Here is a 25,111-nt window from a genome sequence, read left to right on the forward strand (position 1 = left end):
TTGTTCACATTGATAACAGAACATTGGATTTGGCTCAACCTTTATTGGTGTAGCAGTTGTATTAGTTTCTTCTTTTTTATTTTTAAATAATCCAAACATTATTAAATTCCTCCCTGTTTTCTTTTTTTATTTGCTGTATCTTATGTTTATAATATATATCAAATTACAATGTTTTTCTGTAACGTAAGTTACAAATATACAATTTTTAGAAATTATCTATAAAAAATAATCCCCCAGACATCATTTGTCTGAGGGAATATATAATTGTTTAATTTACTTTATAAAAGAAAAGTTACTTACATCTTCTAATTTATAGTCCTTTTTAACTAAACCTTTTGATTTAGTCCATTTTAATACATCATTAAAGCCTTCATTTGTGATTTCTTCAGCCTTACTATATTCTACATCTCCACCTAAATATTTATCTATTCCTTCAGGGAAACCATATTGTTTTAAAACTTTACTATATTCACTAGGGTCAGCAGTATTAATATACTCTACGGCATTATTATAAGCTTTATAAAATGCTTTTACTTCCTCTGGATTATTACTTAAAGTTTTTTCATTGAATAAAAGTGTTCCTGCCTTTATACCATATTCTTCAGAAGATGCTAGAACATGAGCTCCTTTTGAAGCTAATAAAGTTGCTTGAGGTTCAGTAAAAATAACACCATCAATTTTATCAGCTAATAAAGCTTCTAATCTTGCATTAAATTGAGGAATGGAAACAACCTTATATTCTATATTATTTTTCTCTGCCATTTTGTCCATGATATACTCAAGTACAAAGTTTGGTACAATTGAAACGTCTTTACCATCAAGTTTTTCAAAGCTATCTATTCCTGAGTTTGGCGATGTTAATAATTTAAAATCTTCGTTAATATCTGATGTAATTTTCATATTTAATCCAGCCTCATGGAAAGCTAATGAAGTCATTATATCTCCTATAGTTGCGTCAATTTCACCAGCTTGTACAGCTATGTTGCGATCATTAGGAGCAAAGAAAGGCATTACTTCAACACTTACCCCTTCTTTTTCGAAAAATCCTTGCTCTTTAGCTATAATTATAGGAATAGCTGATTCAGCAGGTAACGTTCCAAACTTTAATGTATAATCTAATTTTTCTTTTGTAGCTTCCTCTTTTTTTGTTTGACACCCAACAGTTAAGCTTGCTATCATTGCTAAAATAATTGCTAGTACTAATGTTTTTTTCAATGTAATTCCTCCTATGTTTATTAATATTGAGTATTAAATATACTTTTAAACTTCTCAAGGTCATAATCTAATAAAACACCATTTCTATATAACTTATATGGATTTGTTTCTTTAGTATTTATTCCACCTTGAGTTGTAAAAGACAATAAAAAACCTATTTCCTTTAGCCATTCTATATTTTCTTCCTTATAGAATCCAAATGGATAAGCAAAAACATGCTTAGTATCAACGTACTCTTCGCACTCCTCAATATCCTTAATAAATGTGTCTTTATCTACACTATATAATGCTGTTATATTATCCTTTTTTGTATGTAGGGCCTTAGTGTGATTAGCAAATTCAAATACGTCTCTCATTTGGTCTAATTCTTCCATTGATAAACATACAGATTGATTATTTAAATTGTTTTGTACTTTATCAAATATCCAATCTTTTACCATAAAGCCTACTGCATGAAAATTGTACTTCTTTAATATAGGATAAGCATTAAGTAAAGCAGACTTGTACATATCATCAAAGGTAAGTAGTACAGATTTTTCAGGTAAAACCTTATCATTGTAATAAAAATCTATAACATCCTTTAGTGACAACGTCACATAACCCTCTTCATATAAGTATAGCATTTGCTTTTCAAAGTTCTCTAAATAAGCAAATAAAACAGGAGGCAAAACATCTTCATAGTCCTGCTGAACTTTAATACCCTTGTATGAAGCATAATCAAAGTCATTTCTACTAACGATTTCATGATACATTAAAACGGTAAATCCTTTCATAATATCCTCCTTCTTAAATCCTTCAATTGCCATAAAATCCCACATTCTATTTTATCATTATACCCTATTTCCTGAAAGCTTTTTCACCAAGAGACAATAATATACCAAACACTATTATCTCTTTATTCTTAAATATATCATATAGTATGGATTTGATGCGTCTTTGTAAATTAGTTAATTTGATTTTGTCTCACTTTTTCACCCCTTGGGCATTGATATATATAGATTTTATCTACTGGAAGAATTTGTGGGTTTGAAAATATAAAACCACATGCTATACTATGTCTATCGCAAAAGTTACAAAACGGTTACAAAATAACATTAAACAAAAAATTCTTAAATTAAATTATAGATATGAATTTATTCAATTAACTCTAAATCATAAGGAGGATACAACCATGATAAAAAGAGCTAAAAAAATATTATCATATACAATGTTAGGTATGTTATTAACACTTCCAATGGCAAACAGCGCAGACGCTTTATCTAATACAACAACTACTTCTTACAACACTTATTTACAACAATACTTCAGTAAATATTCTAAAACTCCTACTACAACTACAGTAAAGCAACCAACTACAACTACTAACACAACAACAACTTCTCCAGCACCAGCCCCTACTACTACAAACACTACTACAACTGCACCTACTACAACTACTACTACGGCTCCAACAGGTGACTTTAGTGCTTATCAACAAGAGGTATTAAATATAGTAAATAAAGAAAGAGCTTCAAAAGGATTAAGTGCTCTTAAGTTTAATGCTGAATTATCAAAAGTTGCTACTACAAAATCACAAGACATGATAGATAAAGGTTACTTTGATCATAATTCACCAACTTACGGTTCACCATTTGATATGATGAAAAAGTTTGGTATAACTTATAAAACTGCTGGTGAAAACATAGCTATGGGCCAAAAGACTCCACAAGAAGTTATGACTGCTTGGATGAACTCTGAAGGGCATAGAAAAAATATACTAAACTCAAGCTTTACTGAAATAGGTATAGGTATAGCTAAAGATAAAAACGGTAGATTATATTGGACTCAAATGTTTATAGGTAGATAATAATCATAGTTAAATATAAGTAACACAAAAAAGATAGGGTTTTTAATTAAAAACCCTATCTTTTTATTTATAGAAGTAAGTTTTTTACTCATTTAAAATTTTCTGTTTCTTTAATATTTTAATTTTTTTCCTTAAGCCTATTCCCAGTGATAATAACAAAAAGCCTAGTAAAATCACAATTATACCTAAGATAAGATTAGTATATTGAATTCCAAATCCTCCATAGTTTTGAATATTTGTCAAACCAATATGAACATTTGAAATACCTATAAAGAATTCAGCAAATGCAAGTATAAACCAAAACTTACTAATATTGTTGTAATGATCTATCTTTGAATCAGTATCAGTATAAAGTTCAAATTCTCCATCAGATGATTTTTTTCTAAGATAAACCCAACGCATATACTTTGCAACACACTCTATCCCAGTTTCATCTAAAAAGTTAAGGTATTTCATACTTTCAGGATGACTTGGAAGTTCCTTTAATAATTCAATTCTATAAATATACTCTCCTTTTTCAACATCTTCAAAAGTATATTTACACCATGAGTAATTTGTAAGCGCTAACCCCTTTGACGCCATTTCATTGAGCCATTTTTCTTCTTTTTCAAAATCAACATAGGCCTTTCTTATAATATGTTTCACTTAGTTATTCCCCCTGTAATTTTTTTGCCATTTATAATCAATTCCTCAAGACGAATCATTTCGTTTTCAACTGCATCTTTACCTAAAAGTGTAACAATATATTCTTTTTTGCGAGAATCGCCACTTTCATCGATTGGTTCTATCCAATTCTTTTTTAGGAGTGTGTTAATTGCTCCATATAATGTTCCTGCTCCAAGATTTACTCTACCATTACTTATTTCTTTAACATTTTGCATAATTCCATACCCATGTAATGGATTATACAAAGATAGTAAAATATAAAATACTACTTCTGTTAAAGGGGCTTTTTCTGTATTTGCTCCCATAACTTCCACCTCCGTATTACGCCAAACGATATATCGTTCTACGTAATATTATTATATCACTTCGCGATATATTTGTGCATAAAAAATAGAATTTTATTTAAAGGCTATGTTAGATAAAATTGTTTATATAGGCACAAAATAAAAAGGCTTACCTCTTGGTAGCCTCTTTTATCTAAATTGGTCAAACATTCCCCTAATATCCAATAATCCATAACCATAAGACACATTTGGATATGTTATATCTGGAAACTTTCTAGCTCCTTGCAACATAAATGATTTTATCTTTTGAACAAATGCTACATTAGGATTAGCTCCATCAACTAATATATATTGCAAAAATAATGCAACTGCTCCAGAAGCATGTGCTCCCGCTGCACTACTTCCTGTTATATTACTGTATCCTCCACCTGGATAAGTAGATATTATATTAACCCCTGGACCTACAATATCTGGCTTTAACTTTTCGAGTCTTGTTGGACCTCTAGATGAAGATTGCCATATACTGTTATTTACAGTATTATATGTTCCAACTGTAATCATTTCATTTGACGATGAAGGATAGTTAATCGTTCCAAAAGGGTCTGCTTCTGAAAATTTAGTTCCAGACTGTAATAGAGACCTATTTGGTAAATACATATCATAATGCCCATCAACTATATAGTCTCCACTTAATCTAATGGTCCATATTCCCGGTTTTATATCTCTTAAAGTTATTAGTGCTAACTGATCACCAGAGAAAAAATCAGGATATTGATAAAAAATTTCATATGTTGTAAGTTCATAATCAAATATTCCAGTAACTGTAAATAAGTCTCTAACTGTTGATGTTTCACTTATTTCTCCTGATGGTGATATTATTGATACAGATATCTTATCAGGTCTTTTTCCCCAAAATTGAATCTGTAAATCTCTTTCATTTGCTCCAACTTCTACTAATACATCTCTATTTTCCCCTTGTATTATAGTCCCTGAATAATGTGTTTGCGTATTCCCTTCATTTCCAGCTGCAGCTATAGTAGCTACACCTTTATCTTCATAAAATAGTAAATTCTCAAATATAGTTCTTCCAGATACCCCACCAAAATTACTTCCTAAAGATATATTAATAACTAATGGCCTTCCCAGTTCTAATGATTTAAAGTATGCATAGTATATCCCTGCCATTAAATCAACCTTACTATAATACCCATTAGTTTCTGTTAATTTTACTATTATTAATTCTGCACCTGGTGCTACACCTACATATTGAGGATTTACTCTGCCTCTTCCAGCTGTTATTCCAGCCACTAAGGTCCCATGTCCCTTTGTATCTTGTGATAAAGATGAATCATTATTTTCTATAGCTTGATTTATATCATTATTATTATATTCCGCTCCGAATAAAAATGGCTGTGGAGGATTTCCAGCTATTGTTTGGTCCCAAAGATAAGCTATTTTAGACGTTCCATCTTCATATATAAAGTCTGGATGTAGGTAATCTATTCCTGTATCTATAATTGCTATTAGTACTCCCTCACCAGTCAAAGGATTGTATGGATTATTATGAAAAAACAGCCCACCTATTTCTCCTATAACACTAACACCCGTAACTGTAGTTTCTTGTCTTTCTCCAAGTAAAACCATAGGTAAATCACTATCTACATAGTCTATCTCTCGTATTTGTAGTAAATCCCTAAGGCTCACTTCTGTTTCGGTATAAAGTATACCTACAATAGCACTTAATCTAACGAATCGATGGTTAACTCCAAGATTAGAAAGTCCTGCTTCTATATCCCCTGTGTAAGATATGAAGTACTTTGTAAGAGTAGGTACTATGTATCTCGATATCACTTTATCCCCCCTCTTCCATATATATCATATATTATATATATGTTTTTTTAGACACTATTATAATAAATAAACATATTATTAAGCTTTTTAATGTTTGTACAGAAGCTACATTTTAGTATAAACAAGTAAAAGCCAAGAGAATATACTCTCTCGGCTTTAATATTAAATTGCTCTAGTATATTTTTTAAGGAATTCTCTATCTTCATCACCTAAATAAGATGATAACTTCTCATATACAGTTTTATGATATGCATTTAGTTCATCTTTTTCTCTATCAGTTAAAAGTGTAACATCAATTGAATCAAGATCAAATGGTATATATGTTATAGATTCAAAGCAAAGGAATTGACCATACTCATTTTTTGTATGTTCTACAACTAAAATATCATTTTCTAATCTTATACCATGAGAACCTTCAATATATAATCCTGGTTCATTTGTCATAAGCATACCTGGTTTTAATGGAGTTATTGAATTAGGAATAAACTTCCAGTTAAAGCCAGCAGGTGGTTCATGTATATTTCCAAGATAACCTAATCCATGTCCTGTACCATGGTTGAAATTAAGTACTCTTTCCCAAAGTGGTTGTCTTGCTAATATATCTAAATTAGCACCACAGCATCCTTCTAAGAATATAGCTCTTGCAAGACCTAAATGACCTTTTAAAACTAAAGTGAAATCATGTTTTAACTCTTCGCTTACTTCTCCAATTGCATAAGTTCTAGTAATATCTGTTGAACCTTCCATATATCCTGCACCTGTATCAGATAAATAGAAATTTCCTGCTTCAAGTTTTAAATTAGTTTCTGGAGATGCTTCATAATGTGGCATTGCTGCATGTTTACCAAAACCACTTATAGGTGCAAACGATTGCCATAAATAGTTTGGTTGTTCCATGCGAAGTTCTTCAAGTTTGTCTTGTGCACTAAGTTCTGTTATTTCTGTGTTCAAAGCGTTTTCCTTTAGCCAACGCATAAACTTAACATGAACAATTGAATCCTTAAGCTGAGCTTCTTTTATGTTTTTAATTTCTATTTCATTTTTAATTGCTTTGAAAAGAATTGTAGGATTAGCTTTTTTTACAATCTTTACATTATCAGATATATTTGATACTAGTGCGTAATTAATTCTTTGATCGTCAATTAAAATAGTGTCTTCTTTTGAAAAACCTTTTACATCTTCATAAATATCATTATAAGGTTTAATTTCTACATTATTTTCTTTAAGCTTTTCCTTTATTTCATCACTAACTTTAGATTCTTCTATGTATAAAGTAGCTTTATCATTATATACAATAGAATAGCTAAGGATTAAAGGGAAGAACTTAACATCATTTCCTCTTATATTATAAAGCCATCCTATATCATCAAGAGTACCTATAATATGGGCAGTTGCTTTATTTTCTTTCATATATTCTCTAACTCTTTTTAGTTTAGATTCTGTAGATTCTCCTGAATATTTTTCATCAAGATAAAATACAGGTTCTTTTGAAATAGGAGGTCTATCAGCCCAAACTTCATTTACTAAATCAACATTATAAACTATCTTAGCATTTTTATCTTGAATAATTGATTCATAAGTATTTCCTTCGTTATAAGAAACAACTCTACCATCAAAACCTAAAACTCCATTTTCTGGAGTTGCCTTTTCTAAGTATTCGTTAATAGTAGGAACACCTGATTCTCCCATTTTTCTAAGTTCTACACCAGAATCCTTAAGTTGGCTTGCTGCTTGTATAAAGTATCTACCATCTGTCCAAAGACCATCTTCTTCTTGTGTAAAAATAGCTGTACCAGCTGAACCTGTAAAACCAGTTATGAAAGCTCTTGCTTTAAAATGTTCTCCTACATACTCACTTTGATGAAAGTCAGCAGTTGGAACAACATAAACATCAATATTATTTTCTTTCATAAATTCTCTAAGTTTAGAAACTCTTTTTGCTACATCCATTTTTTATCCCTCCAATTCACCATATAACAAGGAGCTTTTTAACTCCCTCTTAATACTAAAAATGTGATAGATTAATTCTAAGTATTGATAATTTATTATCAACGCTTATACTATACTACACTGTCAGTAGTTTATCAAATTAATTTTCCAAATTATTCTAATCTAAGAATCACTAAATGCCGCTAAACTAGGTAATTAAAAAAGACTACCGAAAACGGTAGTCTTTCTGTATAAAATTAATTAGTTAGGCTCAACTTCGCCTTATATGTTTTGAGGAGTTACTTCATCTTCTTCTACAAGTTTGTTTAGCTTCTTATCTAAACTCCATAATACAACACCACATCCAATTACTACAGCTGCAACTACAGAGTATGCAGGTGCAAATGAGAACTTTGATAAGTACTCATATAAATATCCATATGATTTACCAGCAATAAATACTGCAAATGGCCATACACCCATCATTAAACCTAATACTTGAGTAGGTGAGAATTTACTTATAAATGAGTTTCCAAGTGGTGAGAATACCATTTCTCCAAGAGATAATAATAAACCAAACACTAATATCCACATTAAGTTTGCTTGACCATCGCCTCTTACAACTTCTGCTAAAGCCATTACTACGAATGATGCTCCAAGTAATAACATACCTAGTGCAGTTTTCTTGAACATACTTAAGTCGCCTTTAGGAGACTTTGCCATTTTGCCCCATACCCCAGCTAGTATTGGTCCAAGAGTTATACAAGCAAGTGCATTTAATGAATCGAACCAAGCAGATGGAACTGTAAAGTTTCCTATCATCCAGTTTGCTTTGTTAGCATAATCAAAATCTGGTCCCCAGTGATAATATACTGGCATGTATGCTAGATACCAAACTACCCAGAATACTACAGAGAATGCTGTAACAAGTACTATTGCTCCAACTCTTGACTTTTCTTTTTTAGTTAAAGGTTTAGCTTCAACTTTTTCTACTTTTTTATCTGATTTTTGGTCAACTTCTTCAGCTTTAAATGGTTTTTTACCAACATCACCAAAAGTAGCATTTCCACCTATTACAAACAATAATGTATCTAAGAATAATAGCGCACCACATATTAAGAATGTAACTCCAAATCCTGCAGAGTAAGCTATGAAAGAAACAATAGTTGTTCCTATGAATGAACCTAAATTAACGAATGAGTACTGTAAACTAAATGCACCATCAAGATCTTCTTTATTATCGAATAATCTACCATTTATTCCTGATACGTTTCCTTTAAATAATCCTGTACCTATTGACACAAGTGCGATCATTACCCATACAAGTGTAGGTGATGATTGTGCAGATGCTTGCCATCCAGCCACATATCCAAGTCCCATAAGCGCTGTACCTATTGGAACACATAATCTTGGGCTTAACCATTTATCAGCTATAAATCCGCCAAGAATAGGTGTTAAGTAAGTAAACGCTACTAGGTTTGCAGACATTTTTGCTCCATCAGCAGGTGTTAATCCAAGACCACCTGTTGCTACAGAAGCAACTATAAATATCCCAATCAACCATTTTGAAGAATAGAATGCCATACGTTCAAACATGAAAGATAAGGCACAAACGTAGAATCCCAAAGGATACTTCTTTTTTGCTTTTACTGTGTTTTCCATATTTCTCCCCCTAAGCTTTTGTCTTTTGACTTATGTTGATATTTTTTTAACCAAATCAGTTTGAATCCCCCTTGGTTAAATAATTTATATCTCAGTAATAACTTACCAGAAATCGCTTTCCTTGTCAATATTAAGGTGTTTTTGTTGTAACAATACTTTATATAGTCTAAATATTGTCATAATTTTAAAAAATGATAGTAATTAAATTTTAATTTCAAATTATGCATTTTTAATACTCCTCGAAATTTGTTAAATTTAATTCAAGGTTATATTATGAAATAAAAAACAAGCTCCAAAATGATTAATATAACCATTTTGAAGCCCTTTATAGTAACATCGAATATACTTATTTTCAGCTTTAGAATAATCCTTTTTTATACAAAACTGAATTTTATGCTCTAACAAGAAGTCATCTAATTTATCATTCTTTGACTATTTTCATATTTGCTTTTGTATCAACACTATATAATTAATTTTTCTAAAAAATATTACTTAATCGGCACCTTTATTTTGTCTATTTTATTCTATAGTATTGACTGTATAAGTTCTGCAGCTTTCATTGCTCCATCAATTTTAATATTCTGATAATCAACATTCTTTCCTAAGTTTTCTATTACAGCTTTTGAAAGAGTGCTTTCGTCCGTTTCCGTAAAGCTCATTTTAACTCCTGCCCCAAGCCTTTCTAGTTTATCAGAAACGAGTTTTTGTTCATAATGCTCTGCCAAAGGAAAATACAGAAAATTCTTGTTCAAGGCGACAAGTTCTGTAGTCGTAGTTCCTCCACCCTGCACAATGGCAAGATCACATGCGGCAAAATGTTCATACAGATTTGGTACATAACCCTTTATCATAATTCCTTCAGTTATCATAATTGAATCAGGATCAATACGTGGCCCACATATCAAAACCATCTGAAGTTCAGGCAACTTATCCTTTAAAATCTTGTAGGTACGTGAACATAGATTTAAAAGGTCCACTCCAATGGCAGTTCCACCTATAGAACATATGATAAGAGGACCTTCCCCATACCCTAGTCGATTTTTTACCTCTGCAGTATTATTATAATCCCTTGGGTTAAAGGCCAGAATGTTACCCAAAAACTTATAATGCTTTTGGGCATGTTTTCTGAAGTTTGGCAAGAATAATCCATAGGATTTATCTGCAATATCTTCTACATTTCCTACAAACAAAGACAGATCTTCCACCCATGGAGTACGATTACCTGTAACCCAAGCGAAATTCCAAAAGTATGTACCCATTTTCTCAAAGGGATTTTTTGTTGTAGCATCGAATCCAAAAAAATCGTAAATCATAACGAAAGGGGCTTTCTTCTTAATACCAGGAAATAATAAGAAAGCTATTATTAATTCGTAAGCTTCATCAGCTATAATTAAATCGAATTTTTTCTCTTTTGTAAGCTTTCTTGTTACAAGGATACTTTTTCTCCACTCAAGTAGCACACTAAATAAATACTTATTTACATTCAATCCGTACCCATCAGACACCTTTTCTGCTAAATAACTGTCTTTACCTAGCAGTTCACATTCTGGCAATAGATACTCGCCTGCTTCTTCTATAACTCTTCGTGCAGGTTCTCCAGCCAGCCAGGAAATTTCTATATTAGGGTTTTTCTTTTTAATTTCTCTTGCAATTGCCAAATCTCTAGCTGCATGGCCAAGACCTATGGAACTGCTGAGAAATAGTATATTCTTTTTCATCGCTCTTTCCCTCATTTCTAAGCATAAACCTTCTATATTAATATACGTGAATTATAACATAAAATAAATACTTGTTATAACATTGTCCATGGTAACTTCACTTTATTAAACTAATTTTCAAAACTACTTTTCTGTTTACTATATTTAATCCCCTATATAATTAACTTAACTTAAAGGAAAGGAGGTAGGTAAAATGGCTGTAGAAATAAACAATCTTTCTTCTTTAAAGATAAAATTATCTTTAGGACTTGATGGTGATGGTAAAGCCATAACTAGATCTAAAACATTTGGTGCCCTAAAGCACAATGCATTAACTGATGATGTTTTAGCTGTTGCAAATGCACTTGTTGGTCTTCAACCACACGATTTAATGGATGTTTTAAAAGTAGATAACACATCTATATCTGCGTAGTAATTTAATAATTTAGGGAAGGAGGTGATTTTATGGTTAAAACTAGATTGGTTATGACTTTTGTTGATGCGCTAGGTCAAAATATATCTATGTCACTAGATGATCCTAGAGTTGATGTAACACAAGCTGAAATAACTGCTGCTATGAATTTAATAGTTGAGAAGAATGTTTTTAAGCCAAAAGGCTCTGATTTAGTTGGAATTGTTGAAGCTAAAATAATAGCTACTGATACTACTGAGTTTGAATTAGCATAGATAAAAGCCCTTTTTAAGGGCTTTTTTAGTACAATAAAAGGAGGTAAATAATATGGACTACATAAGAACTCTTATAGCTGACGTTGGATTTCCTATTGCTGTATCAATGTATCTTTTGGTACGAATAGAACAAAAGCTTCAAATGCTATCTGATAGTATTAATGATTTATCCAAAAATATTTCATCTTTTAAATAACACAAAAAAGATAGGGTTTTTAATTAAAAAACCTATCTTTTTATTTATAAAAATTTAAGAATTTCATTTAATAAACGCTCTTGATCATCTAAACTTTCTACATATGTTACAACACCTGTATGTAACTTGTTGCTTTTATTTATTAAACCTCTATCACTTGTTGTCTTAAGTGTGAATTTTTCATCATCTGTATAAGATACCTTCAAAACCTTATTTTTTTCTTTTATAAAATCTACACTAATACCAGCTTTATGATTTTCAAAATGATACGATATAGCATTTAATGATTTATCCTCACTTAACTCATATTCATCTACAACAGGTTTGAATCCAAGTGACTTTTCAACATCTAATATTGTTAAATCATTTAATGTAGCTATGCTTTGAGCAATTTTATGATATTCTTTCTCGTAATCATCGTACTCATTATCTAAAACTCTACATATATTTTCATATGATTTAATATCATTTCTAATTATAACAACCATTAATACGGTTTTTTGATCATAACTCTCATTAGGATTTATTGGTGTATATCCCATTGCTATAGATCCTTTATCATCTTTTACTTCATATAAAGAGTGTACCATGACTTTCCCATTCTGACTGGTATAAGTAATAGTTAAAGTTTCATTACCATCTTTATAAATATATGACTGTTGTTCATAATCACGTCCATCTCTATTTTCTGTTTCTCTTCTGACTTCTTTACCTTTTTTATAATCATATCCAGCTAATACCTTTTTTACATAACTCTCAGTTACTTCATCTCCACTATCAACCTTTCTTGCAATTTCAAAATGCCCATTCCTTAGAGAACTAGCAGGTTTAACTCTTTGTAACGAATATCCTGCCATTAGTAAAGGTAGCAGTATTATCACTAAAATTAAACTTCCTTTTTTCATGTGTATCCCCCAAAAATATTCTGATATATTTGTACATTTCCCATCATTATAAAACTAACAATATCAATATAATACCATACTATTCCTACATTATCTGTAAATCACCTTTATTGTCTTTGTATTTTATAAAGGATTTGAGTATAGCATGTCGAAATGTAAACTTTATTAATTGATACAAAATAAATGAATATGATTAAAGGAGAAGATATATTTCTTCTCCTTTTACTTCATAGTATATTAATACTTTGAAGTAATATTAAGACTTATTATTTTTTATTTACTAGTACGTCTACTAATCCAAAAACAAATATTAATATACCTATTATTATAAATGAATGTATAAATCCATTTAACATAGGTATATATTCACCAGCTAAGTTTCTATTATAATAAACTGTATTAACTGTTTTGTACCCTAAAGGTGTACTTAAAAGGATTATAGTAAGTCCTACTAAAAAATATTTGATTTGATATTTCATAAGTTTTCCCCATATAATTTAGAATTTAACTAATTCACATTATTATACAACTATGTAAAGATATCTTAAAATAACTCTATTTTTATTAGTTTTTACTAGATTTCTTTAAATACGAAATTAAAACTTATATCGATAGGTGCCATAATTATCTTTTAAATTATTTGTAGTATTTATTAATATAATCATCACCCCAAACTCTCAAGACCTCTAAAATATTAGTAAAACTCTCTCCTGTTTCACTTAAAGAATATTCTGCTTTAGGAGGAACTTCATCATATATTGTCTTTATGATTAATTTGTCCTCTACAAGTTCATTTAACTGTTTAGACAATACTCCCTTGGATGCACAATGAATGTATAAGTTTAAATGCATTATAAGTAATGTTATATTTAGTATATAATCAAACTATAATTTATTACACAGTTGTATAACTATGTGACTATAAAAATAATTTAAGGGGATAAGGTATATGAATGAAAAATCAATAAAAGTTTTAATGCTTTTGGTTTATTCTGTCCCATATGTATATTTAGCCATGAAAGTTGACGCTACTTCTGGCACCATGATATTCTATGGGTTTATGATATTATGTTTTGGAATCCTTTGTAGGACTGCTATTAGAACGAATAATCCTATCATACTTATTATTGGGAACATTTTAAGTTTTATTTCATCATATTTATTTACTTCAAGAAACCTACCATCAGAAGAATGGAGTTGGTATTTTAAGCCCACTACTCCTATTGGCCTTTTATTAATAATAACAATTGTTTCTTTTATAATACAAATTTTATTTATATTTAATTTTAATAAAAATAAGAAAAATTAGTACAATAATAGATAATTATAGAAATTAATGAATATTATTTATATATTACTCAGTAGTATAAAACTATATACTTTGCTTAATTTATTATGAGCACTTAATAAACTAAATATAATTTAGTAAGGTCAATGTAAAAAAGGGGTGATTTTATTGGAAACTGAAAACATAAAAAGGAAAAAATCTTTTTTAAAATACTTTATGCTTGTTCTAGCATTAGTCAGTCTATTTAGTAGTGCTATTAACGTGTACAACTTAAATAAACAAAGGGGATATTATATAGGAAAAATTGAAAGTATAGAACATAAAGACGAAATTACCACAGTAGAAGTTTCACCCATCACAAGTAATCGTTATTTCGCTAATGAAATTAAATCAAATCACAAGATAGAATATGCAGATAATATTGTAATTTCAGGATTAAGAGACCGAAATAAAGATAGGAAAAAACTTTATTTGGGGCAATTGGGAGAAGCTATCGAAAATTTAAAAGTAGGAGATACTATTATATTTAAAGCTAGGAATTACGATAAAAATAATTATAAGTTAGAAATCGATGAACTGGCGGTAGATCTTACATTAGAATAACTTTTCCTTCTGTATTCAAAAATTGCTTCGCAATATTTATATACTACGAAGCAAAAAGAGGAGAATTAATTTATCAAGAGTATATAAAAACTATTCATTAGTTTTTATGAATACTTAGTCTGTTTTAGAGTTTCTTTTACATGAGCATGCAAACATAGCATGCTTCAGTGTATCCCATCACTGCAAGCATTTATCTTTTTCTTTGGCTAGCAGTCTGTAAAGTCATATCCTCTGTTGTCATCCTCTCTTTTCCCCAATTAAAAATAATTTCCAATGCAGGCACAAGTTGTAAGCCGTTATCCGTTAATGAATACTCTACTCGGGGTGGGATTTGGTTAAATTCGACTCTGTTCACAAGCCCATCTGCTTCCAAACTTTGCAATGACCTTGTAAGCATAATATTCGTAATCCCTACTAGACTTCTTTTAAGTTCATTATAACGCATAGTTTTATTTTGATATAATTTCCATACTATTGGTAGTCTCCATTTTCCACCGATAATTTCCATAGCATATATCATCACGCAGTTTCTTCCATTAATAACTTCTTGCTCTTTATTCTCTGACATGGAATCCTCCTTTGTAGGGCACAATAATGTGCGTACTTGTATATTTGTTCCCTAGTATTTATACTGATTATAACACTAAATACATCAAAAGAAAAAGGAGAGATGAGAAATGAAGCAAACGCCACAACAGGAAAGAAATCAAAAATTAGGTGAAAGTTTGGTAAAGGCATTAAATAGTCGTCAGTTTTGGGCATGCTATTGTCCAAATAAAGAAGATGCAGTACAACAGGCATTAGCATTGATACCTGATGGTAACAGTGTTACTTGGGGCGGTTCTGATACTATTCGTGCAATTGGCTTAACTCAAAAGGTAAAAGAAGGAAATTATATAGTCCATGATAGGGATACAGTTCCATCTGAAAACTGGCCTGATTATGCAAAAGAACATTATTTTTCGGACACATATTTAACTAGTGTAAATGCAGTAAGTGAGGATGGTCAACTCTGTCTAATTGATGGAACAGGAAATCGAGCAGCTTCACTTATTTTTGGACCTAAAAATATTATTGTAATTGTTGGAATAAATAAAGTTGTTAAAACAGCTGAAGATGCAATGAAACGCGTGAGAAATATTGCTGCTCCAATAAACTGCCAACGCTTTGCCAATGCAAAAACACCATGTAGAATAACTGGACAATGTTCAGACTGTAAATCACCAGATTCTATATGTGCATCTATGGTTACATTAAGGATTTGTAAACCAAAAGACAAAATCAAAGTAATTATTGTAGGAGAAAATTTAGGCTATTAATTTTATTATTGGTAGTTGTTATCGCTATATTTATCCTAAATAAAAAGGTATTGATTCTTTAGTCAATACCTAATTGATGAATAATACTATATTTAATTTCAAAACTATATTAAAACACAGCCTCTAAGAAAAATATTTACCCTAAAAGTTGATTACTACTATATGATCAAGAAAAATTTTAATACCCATAAGTATTAAAATTAATCCACCTAAAAATTCTGCTTTTGATTTATATATTACACCGAATACATTTCCTAACTTTACGCCTATCATTGAAAGTGTAAAAGTAATAACTCCAATAAAGAAAATCGCTGAAGCAATATTTACTTTTAGAAATGCAAGTGTTACTCCTATCGCTAGAGCATCAATACTTGTTGCTATTGCTAATATAGACATGTTTTTAAAATTAAGAGAATAATCCCTATCAGTAAGAAAGTTATAGGCTTTAGTAAAACTATTAAAACTATACTTAATCAAAGATATATTTGTAATTTCACATTTGCTTATTCTCGACTCTCTAATCATTTTTATACCTATAAATCCAAGTAATATAAGTGCTATCCAGTGGTCAATAGATGTTATTTTCTCTTGAAATTGTACTCCTAGAAAATATCCTGCTAAAGGCATTACAGCTTGAAATACTCCAAAGTATAGGCCCACAACTCCTGCTTTTTTAATATTGATTTTTTTCATAGACAAGCCTTTACAAATGGATACTGCAAAAGCATCCATAGACACACCTACTGCAATAATAAATAACTCAATCAAACCCATGCTTTCCCCCCTCCCTTTATTGTCTAAATTTTTAATACAATAAAAAGCCTACTCACAGTCTTTTTCTGCAGATAAGCCTCATATATTTTCTTTACTTTTTAAGTTCTTTTCTAAATAAATATTAAAATCTATAATTTTCTCTTTCCTGATATAGCTTTTTTTAAGTTATTTATGCTTATTAATAATTTTGAAGTTTTTTTATTTTTAACAGCTATTATAATCACTTATATATAATGTATTCAAATTATATAATCTTAATAACAATTATCTAATTTTAAGCAACTCTCATAATATACAGCAAAACTCTATAGTCTGTATATATAATAAGGAGTCCTATTTGCTATTGAAAACTAAGATAGAAATTTAAAAGGCTACTTCCTATTGAAGTAACCTTTATGTATTAGCTTTTATTATTGTTATTTACAGTTATTATTTCTGTTTTCGTTGTTAAATTCATTATTTCTTTATGGTTAAAAACTTAATTATATTATTTGAGTTGTAATTTATAATAGTATTGAATATACTATTAACTAGTATAAATATTTAATTGAAAAATCCAATGAGATACAATTTATTGTGAGGTGAAGTAATGAAGTTAGATATAAATATCACGTTATACATATTAATTTATATAACATTATTATTATCAATAATTGGATGTCTGACTTACTTCTATAAAGAAATTTTATATCATAAAATTAAGTATATTTTTATAAAAAGTGTATTTTTAAATAGATTTGAATACTTAGAGAGATTACTTCCAAAACAGTATTTTGTATTTCAGAAGTATGATATTTGGAGATATTGTAGTCTATTTTAATTTGAAATGAATATTTTATAATCCAAATTTTTAATAAAAAGGAGAAAATAAAATGAATTTCATTTCAAATACATTACAAAGTTTGTTAAATATATTATTCAGTTTTACAGGGGATTTAGGAGTGGCCATAGTAGTTATAACTTTAATGGTAAAATTAATATTAATGCCACTATCAATAAAACAAAGATTTTCTATGAAAAAACAACAAGCCTTGGCAGAAAAAACAAATCAAATAAAAGAACAGTATAAAAATAATACTAAAGAACTTGAAAAACAACTTCAGTTACACTCAGCAGAAAGTGTGAAAAGTATGTTAGGATATTCTACTCTGTTATTACAAATGCCAGTTATATATTCTTTATATTACACATTCTCAAATATGCCCAAAGAATTTTCAACAGTCATAATTCCTTGGATTAATAATTTGAATATGCCTGATAATTTTTTTATAATACCTTGTATATACACATTAACTATGCTCGCTCCAAGTTTAATAGATTATATTCCATATTTTAAGACCAGTTCTCAAGTAGCTTTTAATAAACATATGGCTACTATGACAACTATAATTAGCTTTGTATTAACTGTTAGAACACCAGTTGCACTTGGGCTATATTTTATAACCAGTGCTATTTATACTCTAATTGAAGATATATGTTTTAGAATATACTTTAATTATAAAAATAAATTAATATTAGAATAAAGAAAGCACTCTTAGGGGTGCTTTTTTGTTCTAATAATATACACTTAAAAACTATCGTTATATCTAATATGCTATTTACAAAAGAGTCATTACTGTTAAGTTTTGACACCTAATATATAGCAAGGAGGAGAAATATTTATCCTCCTTTGACTGCATAGTATATGAATTATAAATCAATATATAGATTTTTACAATACAAGAAGATTTCAAGAAAAATTAAAAGGCCTGGCTCCGATGGAATATCGGAATCAGACCTTAGTCGCATAATTTTTATTTTTTCACCTGTCTACTTGAAAAGGGGTAGTTCAAATTAAAAACCCTATCTTTTTAGATACATTCTTACTTTTCCGATTCTTTTTTCTTTTACTTCTTCTATTTCAAAAACTAGATCTTCATGTTCTATAACTCTAGATTCTTCATTAGTAGGTATTCTACCTATAAGATCTACAACAAATCCTCCAATGGTATCTGAGTGTTCAGATTTCAAATCTAAATCAAGATAATCATTTACATCTTCTATAGATAATAATCCATCTACTAAATAGGTATTATTATCTATTTGTTTAATCTCTGGTTCATTTTCGTCGTATTCATCAACTATATTACCCATAACCTCTTCAATTAAGTCCTCTATGGCTACTATTCCTGAAAATCCACCATATTCATCTATTATAATAGCCATATGATTTTTAGAACCTTGAAGATCCTTAAATAAAACATCTATATCTTTTGTTTCTGGAACAAAATATGGTTCTCTTAGTATTGGCTTTATATTTATATTTTCAAATCCATGTTTGTGAGCTTCTATAAAAAAATCTTTTATATTTAAAATTCCTATTATATTATCTGTATTATCTTCATAAACAGGAATTCTTGAAAATTTTTCTTCTAAGAATCCTTCTACAAATTTGTCTATAGGATCATTTATTTCTACTGTAAATACCTCTTGTCTTGGAGTCATCACTTCTTTTGCTATTTTTTCATCAAAATCAAATATACCCTCTAACATTTCTTTTTCTGTTTCATTTATAACTCCATGCTCTTGGCCTACTTCAATCATTGATTTTAATTCTTCTCTTGAGACTTTTTCATCTAAACCCTCTATATCAAGTCTCACAATTCTAAGGAGTAAGTTAGTTGATCCTGAAAGTAATTTTATAAATGGTCTTGCAATTTTAGATATAATAACTATTGGTTTAACTGAAAACATTGCAATAGGCTCAGACATCTGTAGTGCAATTCTCTTAGGGAATAACTCACCAAATACTAATGTTACGTAAGATAAAGCTATAGTAATTGTAACAATTGCAATTTGAGAACTATATGGTATACCTATATTTCTTAGAAAATTTGCTAAATCATCAGACATTCCTGTAGATGCAAATGCACTGGCAAAAAATCCTGCCAAAGTTATGCCAACTTGTATTGTAGATAAAAAATTAGTAGGTTCTTCAAAAAGCTTTTCAAGCATTATAGCTTTTTTATTTCCTTCATCTGCAAGTCTTCTAATCTTGTTTTTGTTTAATGAAACTATAGCCATTTCTGCTGAAGCAAAAAAAGCGTTTACTAAAGTTAAAAATAAAATAATTAAAATTTGAATAGCTATATTCTGACTAGGACCAGGATCCATTTAGTATTACCTCCTAAAAATAATTACATATTTATATCAATATATTATAATAATAAGCTAATCATGCAAGTGCCCTACATACCTTAAAGATATATGTCTTTATATGTTTAGTATATCCTTACTGATTTATTATTCTATCACTTCACAAATTTATCAATTGCATTTTTTAAATCTTCAAGTGCCTTTTTATCTCCTGTTTCAATTGCATCAACAACACAATTTTCAATGTGGTCTTGTAAAATTATTTTACCAATGTTATTTATTGCTGACTTCACAGCAGAAATCTGTATTAAAACTTCACTACATTCTCTTTTTTCTTCAACCATTTTTTTTACAGACTCTAAATGCCCAATAGCTCTTGAAAGTCTATTTACTACAGCTTTAGTATTTTTATGTTCATGAATATGTTCATTATTTTCGTTCATATCATTATTCTCCTTTTATTAATACATTGATTATATAACTATTTTCTCCCAATTTCCCCTTAAGAAACGTTTAAATAAAATAATTCCCCTAATTGTAATATCAAGAGCATAGGCCATCCATACGCCTACTAAACCAAACCCCAATACCACACCAAGTAAATAACCTACGCCTACTCTAATTCCCCAAATTCCTATTAACGTTGCATACATAGGAAACTTAGTATCTCCAGCACCTTGCAACGCACTAGTGAATATTTGTGTAATAGCTGCGAAAGGTTGGAATAAAGCAATTAATCTTAATACTTTTATAACCATTTCTTGCACTTCTTTTGTATCTGTAAAAATACTTGCAAACTGTGGTGCAAAGATAAAAAATACAATTCCAATACAAGCCATAAAAATAATAGTTATAATATTAGCTACAAAAACCATTTCTTTAGATTTTTTAATATTATCCTCGCCAAGCGTTATTCCAACTAGAGTAGCTGTAGCAACACCAAATCCAACAGCAGGTATATAGGAATAGCTTTCAATATTTCCAGCTATATTATGTGCTACATATGCTGATATACCAATAGAAATAATCATACTATTATAAACCAGCTGACCTAATCTCATAATTAATTTTTCAATTCCTGCTGGTACTCCTATTTTTACAATAGAATTAATAGTTTCTTTTTCAATCTTCCAATTATTTAACCGAAGATTAATTCCATTTTTATTTCTTTTTAATTTTATTATAAGAATTACAACATTTAGAATGCGGGAAATTGTTGTAGCTAACCCTATTCCAATAATACCTAATCCTATATTTATGAAGATAAAGTTTAAAGATATATTTAACACATTTGCAATTCCAGTAGCTACCATTGGTGTTTTAGTGTCCTTTGTAGCTCTTAAACAGCTAGATAAAATAATTGATAAACAAAGAAATATTGATGGAACTACAACAACCATATAATAGGGTATTGCGTAATTTAATATTTTATCAGAAGCACCTGATAATATTAATATTTGCTTATAGGATATTAGATTGATTAGCCCAACTATTAAACCAATAATTCCACCTAATAAAAAGGATTGTTTTATTGCAGAATTTACTTTATCAATGTCTTTTCTTCCAAAATTCCTAGATACAACAGCACTTGTACCTACGCTAATTGCTATAAAAAATGTAATAAATACATTAACTATTAAATTCGTAACGCCAATTCCTGCAATTGCACTATCATTAATTTTACCTGCAAAATAAGTATCCACAGTTCCTAAAAGAGTTTGAAGAATACTTTCAATAACTACAGGTATAGCTAAAGTACAAATAGTGATAATATTATTTTTGTTTTTTCTAAAATAATTCATTACCCCTCCTCCAATTATCCCCCCATGGGGGATAATTAAATTATATCATTACTATTTAAACTTTTCAAATTATATATTTAATTACAACTCTAAACATTTTTTAATATGAAGTAAAAAATTCGCTACGCTCATGTCCCCAATGACCTTGAAAAACAGGGATCTTGCTCAAGTTTAGCAATTGGAAACTAAAAAACACCTCAATATAAATTGAGGTGTTTAACCTTAGATAGATATATACTTAGTATATGAATAGAAAAATGTATTATTTGCACTATGATAATATAATAATCTATTTACTTGAAATAGTATCAATTCGATTCGTCCAAACATATCCATTGTATCCTTTTGGAATTTTCTCTAGAGATTCAAGAGTATCAAATCCTTCTGACCATTCTCCATTACCTTCTACTATAACAACCCTTGTATTAACAGATTCCATTCTCTCTACAAATTTATTTGGCCAACCCCATAAGTATTTAGCATAATTTAAAGGTATATGAATTTCCATATTATTTAGCTCTTTTGGTGTATATCCAGACCATCCTAATAGCTCATATCTAATTAATGCCTTCTTTAAAAGCTTCGTAGAAAGAACTCTTATACTGCTATTTTGTTCTCTTAAGTACATTAATCCATCATGATTTCCATAAACAGTTATTTTAGACAACCTTTCCTTAGGCATATTTTCTAAATATGTCCATAGTATTTCTCCAGTTTCCAAATCACTCTCTTTCATATGTATTAATAACTCTTTATCTTTAAAAGTTTCTAAGACTTCACTAAGTTCGGGCATTAGACCAATACCCTTTCCTCTAAATGGATAAGTTTTTCCATTGTCTGCTGTATATCCATAACCGATGTCTAATTTTCTTAGTTCCTTCATTGTATAGTCATTTATAGTACCTTTTCCATTAGTTCTCATTGATAAATCATAATCATGAAAAACTGCTAATTGCCCATTTTTTGTTCTTTGAATATCAAGCTCCACTACATCTGCACCATATTCATAAGCTGCTTCCATCGACATTATTGTGTTTTCTAAATATTCATGTTCCGGCTCGTAAATAATTTCTGCTGTATTAGTATCCCACTCCACTTGAGAAACATCAAATGTCTGAGCTACTCCTCTATGTGCAAGTAATTTATAACTATCTGTTTTAGACATAAACATACTTGTATTATTTGCCCATAGAGATAATATAACAATGCCTATAATTGATAATACAATCCATCTCTTTTTAATCTTATTCATCGAATGTTTCTCCTATATAATCATATTACTTCTTAATTCTATACAACTGTGTCTTTCCTCAATTCTACACAATATTGATATAACTTTCAAATATCTAATAAGTGTAAGTATAAAAAACTTAGGCTCTGTTAGACAATTATGTGATAAATAAAGAATAAAAATAACTGTATCCTAGTGTTTACAATATATATACGCTAAGATACAGTTATTAATTAAATTTAAAACTAAATAATTCGCAATTTATAAAGAATGTATAACAATTATCTATTCTTCTACATCTATTAAATATCCAAAAAATTCTTCATGCAAAGCAATATTCTTCTTTAGAGATTTATTTGTTTCTTGCTCTATTAAGTCTACAGTATAATCATCCGCTAATTTATCACCTCCATCAATCATTACTAAAACAGAATGAATAACCCCTTTTATAACTTCATCAATAACCTTTTCATAGGCATCTCTCTCATTATCAGTTGTAATTTTACTCTGAAGGATTTTATATTGTTCCTCACATTCAGACCATATTAAATCAGTATTAGGACTCAATCCTTCAATACTAGATTTAACCCAGTAGTCTTTTATATCTTTTAGATTTTCAAATAACAACTCTTGCTTATCCATATTCTATCTCCCATTTGTGTTGTAGTTTTATACAACTGCGTAGTATATAAAAGTTATGAACTTATTTTATATGTTTTACTTATAGAAACTATAATTAAAAAAACTATTTATTATTCCACTCATAATCAGATTTTAAATTATCCGGTATTTCTGTTACATTTATCTCTTTCATTAACATAGAACTGTCCATTTCTCCAGATTTATAAAATGAAATTATCCAATCATCAGTAGAATAGCCTTTATATTCATAAACTTGGTCTTTCCTATCTCCATTAACTCTACCAATTTGTGCTCCTTGTTCGATATTGTCAACAGCACAAAAAGGAATATAAGTTCTATTTCCCCAAACAATTGCAACATAATCATTATTTTCTTGGGTTGTCATATTTTCTAATTTCTTATTACTCTGACCACATGAACTTAACATAATAGCTATTAAACACAGACTTATAAAATATATCAATTTTTTCATTTAACACCTCCATAAATTCAAATTTATTTATATAGCAATTAGTTCTCAGTTTTATACTACTGCATAGTATAAAATTGCTATTCATTAATATTGATATTTATGTAATTTAATATATAGTAGATTAAATATGATGTTATCACAGGTAGAATTATCGCAATAAAACTTATTCCAAAGCCGTTTTTATGAAATGTTAATACTCTTAATATTAATTTCATTTCCTATTGTACTCACAATCTCTCCGATAAATCTGAATTCATAATGCTAAATCTTTTTATTAAACACTCTTTATTAATTCAATTTGGATTTTTCTTTCTTTTCTTACTTCCTCTAAATTTTTAGGATACATTAAATTTATTAAAGTTATTGCATACTCTGATGCTATCAATGCATGTCTCTTAACGTGAGGAATAAGAGTAACTTGTCCCACAACTCTCAAGACTTTAGCTTTTACTGGATCTTTCTCTACACGTGCCAAATCAGGTATCATGGCAGCTGCTTGTCTAGTCTCTTGGTATGTAGCTTTTTCTTCTTGCCATCTTCTGCTAACATCAATACATTCATTAATTGCATCACACGGTTGCACATTTGTAAGACTTAATATATGTTGTACTAACAATAGACCATAACGTGAGATTTCTTTTTTGCTTTTACTTTCAAACACTGCAATAAGTTCATCTTTTAATTCAGGAATATCATCAATTTTTTTTATTATTCCTACATTACTCATATCACTAGTTTCTTTCTTATTTCGCATAATTACACCTCTTTAAATTTCTGTTTTCAGGCCAGTCAGAATATATAAATAGTCTTTGGTTTTCATTTATATACAACTGTATCTTTACTCAATTCTACACAATATTGATATAACTTTCAAATATCTAATAAGTGTAAATATAAAAAACGTATT

General features: G+C 29.3%; 28 protein-coding genes and 1 pseudogene. 9 read left to right on the top strand and 20 right to left on the bottom strand.

Going from position 1 to position 25,111, the window contains the following annotated elements:
• Nucleotides 1-273: 273 nt before the first annotated feature.
• Together ACUSRV_RS10945 and ACUSRV_RS10950 are read right to left on the bottom strand one after the other, a co-directional pair.
• The gene (locus tag ACUSRV_RS10945) at nt 274-1,215 is read right to left on the bottom strand and encodes an ABC transporter substrate-binding protein (RefSeq protein WP_490141997.1); all 942 of its coding nucleotides are present in this window, start codon (nt 1,213-1,215) and stop codon (nt 274-276) included.
• Between the two features lie 20 nt (nt 1,216-1,235).
• Nucleotides 1,236-1,988 (bottom strand): polysaccharide deacetylase family protein, encoded by a 753-nt coding sequence (locus tag ACUSRV_RS10950; RefSeq protein ID WP_490141998.1) that lies wholly within the window; start codon nt 1,986-1,988, stop codon nt 1,236-1,238.
• 398 nt (nt 1,989-2,386) lie between these two features.
• Here ACUSRV_RS10950 and ACUSRV_RS10955 point away from each other — a divergent pair, with 398 nt between their 5' ends.
• A complete protein-coding gene (locus ACUSRV_RS10955; protein ID WP_490141999.1) occupies nt 2,387-3,061 on the top strand; it encodes a CAP domain-containing protein in 675 nt (224 codons plus the stop codon).
• An 84-nt stretch (nt 3,062-3,145) separates the two neighbouring features.
• On the opposite strand, the gene ACUSRV_RS10960 is transcribed toward ACUSRV_RS10955, so the two are convergent.
• The 6 genes from ACUSRV_RS10960 to ACUSRV_RS10985 form a co-directional block, all read right to left on the bottom strand.
• Nucleotides 3,146-3,706, bottom strand: a complete 561-nt coding sequence (locus ACUSRV_RS10960; protein WP_490142000.1) for a DUF2812 domain-containing protein — start codon at nt 3,704-3,706, stop codon at nt 3,146-3,148.
• Complete coding sequence (locus tag ACUSRV_RS10965; protein ID WP_490142001.1) at nt 3,703-4,032, bottom strand: PadR family transcriptional regulator; 330 nt, start codon at nt 4,030-4,032, stop codon at nt 3,703-3,705. Before ACUSRV_RS10965 ends, ACUSRV_RS10960 begins: the two co-directional genes overlap by 4 nt.
• A 168-nt stretch (nt 4,033-4,200) precedes the next feature.
• The gene (locus ACUSRV_RS10970) at nt 4,201-5,862 is read right to left on the bottom strand and encodes a S8 family serine peptidase (protein WP_490142002.1); all 1,662 of its coding nucleotides are present in this window, start codon (nt 5,860-5,862) and stop codon (nt 4,201-4,203) included.
• Nucleotides 5,863-6,024: 162 nt separating this feature from the next.
• Nucleotides 6,025-7,812, bottom strand: a complete 1,788-nt coding sequence (locus ACUSRV_RS10975; RefSeq protein ID WP_490142003.1) for an aminopeptidase P family protein — start codon at nt 7,810-7,812, stop codon at nt 6,025-6,027.
• Between the two features lie 261 nt (nt 7,813-8,073).
• Nucleotides 8,074-9,453, bottom strand: a complete 1,380-nt coding sequence (locus tag ACUSRV_RS10980) for a peptide MFS transporter (protein ID WP_490142004.1) — start codon at nt 9,451-9,453, stop codon at nt 8,074-8,076.
• Between the two features lie 524 nt (nt 9,454-9,977).
• On the bottom strand, nt 9,978-11,171 hold the full coding sequence (locus tag ACUSRV_RS10985; protein ID WP_490142005.1) for a glycosyltransferase: 1,194 nt from the start codon (nt 11,169-11,171) through the stop codon (nt 9,978-9,980).
• A 193-nt stretch (nt 11,172-11,364) separates the two neighbouring features.
• On the opposite strand from ACUSRV_RS10985, the gene ACUSRV_RS10990 reads away from it, so the two are divergent.
• The 3 genes from ACUSRV_RS10990 to ACUSRV_RS11000 are packed head-to-tail and all read left to right on the top strand — an operon-like array spanning nt 11,365 to nt 12,033.
• Entirely contained in the window at nt 11,365-11,583 is a 219-nt protein-coding gene (locus tag ACUSRV_RS10990) for a DUF1659 domain-containing protein (protein WP_490142006.1), read from the top strand.
• A 32-nt stretch (nt 11,584-11,615) separates the two neighbouring features.
• Nucleotides 11,616-11,837, top strand: coding sequence for a DUF2922 domain-containing protein (locus tag ACUSRV_RS10995; protein WP_490142007.1), 222 nt, complete (start codon nt 11,616-11,618; stop codon nt 11,835-11,837).
• Between the two features lie 52 nt (nt 11,838-11,889).
• Nucleotides 11,890-12,033, top strand: coding sequence for a YvrJ family protein (locus ACUSRV_RS11000; RefSeq protein WP_490142008.1), 144 nt, complete (start codon nt 11,890-11,892; stop codon nt 12,031-12,033).
• 44 nt (nt 12,034-12,077) lie between these two features.
• On the opposite strand, the gene ACUSRV_RS11005 is transcribed toward ACUSRV_RS11000, so the two are convergent.
• From ACUSRV_RS11005 to ACUSRV_RS11015, 3 genes are all read right to left on the bottom strand, one after another.
• The gene (locus tag ACUSRV_RS11005) at nt 12,078-12,938 is read right to left on the bottom strand and encodes a hypothetical protein (protein ID WP_490142009.1); all 861 of its coding nucleotides are present in this window, start codon (nt 12,936-12,938) and stop codon (nt 12,078-12,080) included.
• Nucleotides 12,939-13,204: 266 nt separating this feature from the next.
• Nucleotides 13,205-13,417, bottom strand: coding sequence for a hypothetical protein (locus ACUSRV_RS11010; RefSeq protein ID WP_490142010.1), 213 nt, complete (start codon nt 13,415-13,417; stop codon nt 13,205-13,207).
• A gap of 157 nt (nt 13,418-13,574) precedes the next feature.
• On the bottom strand, nt 13,575-13,790 hold the full coding sequence (locus ACUSRV_RS11015) for a winged helix-turn-helix transcriptional regulator (RefSeq protein WP_490142011.1): 216 nt from the start codon (nt 13,788-13,790) through the stop codon (nt 13,575-13,577).
• Nucleotides 13,791-13,887: 97 nt separating this feature from the next.
• Between ACUSRV_RS11015 and ACUSRV_RS11020 the strand changes: the two genes are divergently transcribed.
• The gene (locus ACUSRV_RS11020; RefSeq protein ID WP_490142012.1) at nt 13,888-14,247 is read left to right on the top strand and encodes a hypothetical protein; all 360 of its coding nucleotides are present in this window, start codon (nt 13,888-13,890) and stop codon (nt 14,245-14,247) included.
• A 147-nt stretch (nt 14,248-14,394) separates the two neighbouring features.
• The gene (locus ACUSRV_RS11025) at nt 14,395-14,829 is read left to right on the top strand and encodes a hypothetical protein (RefSeq protein WP_490142013.1); all 435 of its coding nucleotides are present in this window, start codon (nt 14,395-14,397) and stop codon (nt 14,827-14,829) included.
• A gap of 190 nt (nt 14,830-15,019) precedes the next feature.
• Here ACUSRV_RS11025 and ACUSRV_RS11030 read toward each other — a convergent pair whose 3' ends face one another.
• Nucleotides 15,020-15,397 (bottom strand): winged helix-turn-helix transcriptional regulator, encoded by a 378-nt coding sequence (locus ACUSRV_RS11030; RefSeq protein WP_490142014.1) that lies wholly within the window; start codon nt 15,395-15,397, stop codon nt 15,020-15,022.
• 109 nt (nt 15,398-15,506) lie between these two features.
• Between ACUSRV_RS11030 and ACUSRV_RS11035 the strand changes: the two genes are divergently transcribed.
• On the top strand, nt 15,507-16,148 hold the full coding sequence (locus ACUSRV_RS11035; RefSeq protein WP_490142015.1) for a lactate utilization protein: 642 nt from the start codon (nt 15,507-15,509) through the stop codon (nt 16,146-16,148).
• A 141-nt stretch (nt 16,149-16,289) separates the two neighbouring features.
• Here ACUSRV_RS11035 and ACUSRV_RS11040 read toward each other — a convergent pair whose 3' ends face one another.
• On the bottom strand, nt 16,290-16,922 hold the full coding sequence (locus ACUSRV_RS11040) for a manganese efflux pump MntP (RefSeq protein ID WP_490142016.1): 633 nt from the start codon (nt 16,920-16,922) through the stop codon (nt 16,290-16,292).
• An 872-nt stretch (nt 16,923-17,794) separates the two neighbouring features.
• Between ACUSRV_RS11040 and ACUSRV_RS11045 the strand changes: the two genes are divergently transcribed.
• Together ACUSRV_RS11045 and ACUSRV_RS11050 are read left to right on the top strand one after the other, a co-directional pair.
• The gene (locus tag ACUSRV_RS11045) at nt 17,795-18,445 is read left to right on the top strand and encodes a YidC/Oxa1 family membrane protein insertase (protein WP_490142017.1); all 651 of its coding nucleotides are present in this window, start codon (nt 17,795-17,797) and stop codon (nt 18,443-18,445) included.
• Between the two features lie 168 nt (nt 18,446-18,613).
• Nucleotides 18,614-18,712, top strand: a pseudogene (locus tag ACUSRV_RS11050) (IS3 family transposase); the annotation flags it as partial.
• Between the two features lie 52 nt (nt 18,713-18,764).
• Here the strand turns inward: ACUSRV_RS11050 and ACUSRV_RS11055 are convergent.
• The 7 genes from ACUSRV_RS11055 to ACUSRV_RS11085 form a co-directional block, all read right to left on the bottom strand.
• Complete coding sequence (locus ACUSRV_RS11055; RefSeq protein ID WP_490142018.1) at nt 18,765-20,075, bottom strand: hemolysin family protein; 1,311 nt, start codon at nt 20,073-20,075, stop codon at nt 18,765-18,767.
• Nucleotides 20,076-20,212: 137 nt separating this feature from the next.
• Nucleotides 20,213-20,500 carry a metal-sensing transcriptional repressor gene (locus ACUSRV_RS11060; protein ID WP_490142019.1) on the bottom strand — a complete coding sequence of 96 codons (288 nt, stop codon included), beginning with the start codon at nt 20,498-20,500 and terminating at the stop codon, nt 20,213-20,215.
• A gap of 30 nt (nt 20,501-20,530) precedes the next feature.
• Nucleotides 20,531-21,859, bottom strand: coding sequence for an MATE family efflux transporter (locus tag ACUSRV_RS11065; protein WP_490142020.1), 1,329 nt, complete (start codon nt 21,857-21,859; stop codon nt 20,531-20,533).
• Nucleotides 21,860-22,148: 289 nt separating this feature from the next.
• On the bottom strand, nt 22,149-23,111 hold the full coding sequence (locus ACUSRV_RS11070; RefSeq protein ID WP_490142021.1) for a glycerophosphodiester phosphodiesterase family protein: 963 nt from the start codon (nt 23,109-23,111) through the stop codon (nt 22,149-22,151).
• A 264-nt stretch (nt 23,112-23,375) separates the two neighbouring features.
• Nucleotides 23,376-23,732, bottom strand: coding sequence for a hypothetical protein (locus ACUSRV_RS11075; protein ID WP_490142022.1), 357 nt, complete (start codon nt 23,730-23,732; stop codon nt 23,376-23,378).
• A 103-nt stretch (nt 23,733-23,835) separates the two neighbouring features.
• Nucleotides 23,836-24,204, bottom strand: a complete 369-nt coding sequence (locus tag ACUSRV_RS11080; protein ID WP_490142023.1) for a hypothetical protein — start codon at nt 24,202-24,204, stop codon at nt 23,836-23,838.
• A 274-nt stretch (nt 24,205-24,478) separates the two neighbouring features.
• Entirely contained in the window at nt 24,479-24,958 is a 480-nt protein-coding gene (locus ACUSRV_RS11085) for a putative immunity protein (RefSeq protein WP_490142024.1), read from the bottom strand.
• Between the last annotated feature and the right edge of the window lie 153 nt (nt 24,959-25,111).

The organism is Sporacetigenium sp. TC11, assembly GCF_058146105.1.

What these genes read in the sequence shown, in the direction of transcription:
- ACUSRV_RS10950 (WP_490141998.1), bottom strand. Translation starts at nt 1,988, where the DNA reads ATGAAAGGATTTACCGTTTTAATGTATCATGAAATCGTTAGTAGAAAT.
- ACUSRV_RS10955 (WP_490141999.1), top strand. Translation starts at nt 2,387, where the DNA reads ATGATAAAAAGAGCTAAAAAAATATTATCATATACAATGTTAGGTATG.
- ACUSRV_RS10965 (WP_490142001.1), bottom strand. Translation starts at nt 4,032, where the DNA reads ATGGGAGCAAATACAGAAAAAGCCCCTTTAACAGAAGTAGTATTTTAT.
- ACUSRV_RS10975 (WP_490142003.1), bottom strand. Translation starts at nt 7,812, where the DNA reads ATGGATGTAGCAAAAAGAGTTTCTAAACTTAGAGAATTTATGAAAGAA.
- ACUSRV_RS10980 (WP_490142004.1), bottom strand. Translation starts at nt 9,453, where the DNA reads ATGGAAAACACAGTAAAAGCAAAAAAGAAGTATCCTTTGGGATTCTAC.
- ACUSRV_RS10985 (WP_490142005.1), bottom strand. Translation starts at nt 11,171, where the DNA reads ATGAAAAAGAATATACTATTTCTCAGCAGTTCCATAGGTCTTGGCCAT.
- ACUSRV_RS10990 (WP_490142006.1), top strand. Translation starts at nt 11,365, where the DNA reads ATGGCTGTAGAAATAAACAATCTTTCTTCTTTAAAGATAAAATTATCT.
- ACUSRV_RS10995 (WP_490142007.1), top strand. Translation starts at nt 11,616, where the DNA reads ATGGTTAAAACTAGATTGGTTATGACTTTTGTTGATGCGCTAGGTCAA.
- ACUSRV_RS11000 (WP_490142008.1), top strand. Translation starts at nt 11,890, where the DNA reads ATGGACTACATAAGAACTCTTATAGCTGACGTTGGATTTCCTATTGCT.
- ACUSRV_RS11005 (WP_490142009.1), bottom strand. Translation starts at nt 12,938, where the DNA reads ATGAAAAAAGGAAGTTTAATTTTAGTGATAATACTGCTACCTTTACTA.
- ACUSRV_RS11010 (WP_490142010.1), bottom strand. Translation starts at nt 13,417, where the DNA reads ATGAAATATCAAATCAAATATTTTTTAGTAGGACTTACTATAATCCTT.
- ACUSRV_RS11015 (WP_490142011.1), bottom strand. Translation starts at nt 13,790, where the DNA reads ATGCATTTAAACTTATACATTCATTGTGCATCCAAGGGAGTATTGTCT.
- ACUSRV_RS11020 (WP_490142012.1), top strand. Translation starts at nt 13,888, where the DNA reads ATGAATGAAAAATCAATAAAAGTTTTAATGCTTTTGGTTTATTCTGTC.
- ACUSRV_RS11030 (WP_490142014.1), bottom strand. Translation starts at nt 15,397, where the DNA reads ATGTCAGAGAATAAAGAGCAAGAAGTTATTAATGGAAGAAACTGCGTG.
- ACUSRV_RS11035 (WP_490142015.1), top strand. Translation starts at nt 15,507, where the DNA reads ATGAAGCAAACGCCACAACAGGAAAGAAATCAAAAATTAGGTGAAAGT.
- ACUSRV_RS11040 (WP_490142016.1), bottom strand. Translation starts at nt 16,922, where the DNA reads ATGGGTTTGATTGAGTTATTTATTATTGCAGTAGGTGTGTCTATGGAT.
- ACUSRV_RS11045 (WP_490142017.1), top strand. Translation starts at nt 17,795, where the DNA reads ATGAATTTCATTTCAAATACATTACAAAGTTTGTTAAATATATTATTC.
- ACUSRV_RS11055 (WP_490142018.1), bottom strand. Translation starts at nt 20,075, where the DNA reads ATGGATCCTGGTCCTAGTCAGAATATAGCTATTCAAATTTTAATTATT.
- ACUSRV_RS11060 (WP_490142019.1), bottom strand. Translation starts at nt 20,500, where the DNA reads ATGAACGAAAATAATGAACATATTCATGAACATAAAAATACTAAAGCT.
- ACUSRV_RS11065 (WP_490142020.1), bottom strand. Translation starts at nt 21,859, where the DNA reads ATGAATTATTTTAGAAAAAACAAAAATAATATTATCACTATTTGTACT.
- ACUSRV_RS11070 (WP_490142021.1), bottom strand. Translation starts at nt 23,111, where the DNA reads ATGAATAAGATTAAAAAGAGATGGATTGTATTATCAATTATAGGCATT.
- ACUSRV_RS11075 (WP_490142022.1), bottom strand. Translation starts at nt 23,732, where the DNA reads ATGGATAAGCAAGAGTTGTTATTTGAAAATCTAAAAGATATAAAAGAC.
- ACUSRV_RS11080 (WP_490142023.1), bottom strand. Translation starts at nt 24,204, where the DNA reads ATGAAAAAATTGATATATTTTATAAGTCTGTGTTTAATAGCTATTATG.
- ACUSRV_RS11085 (WP_490142024.1), bottom strand. Translation starts at nt 24,958, where the DNA reads ATGCGAAATAAGAAAGAAACTAGTGATATGAGTAATGTAGGAATAATA.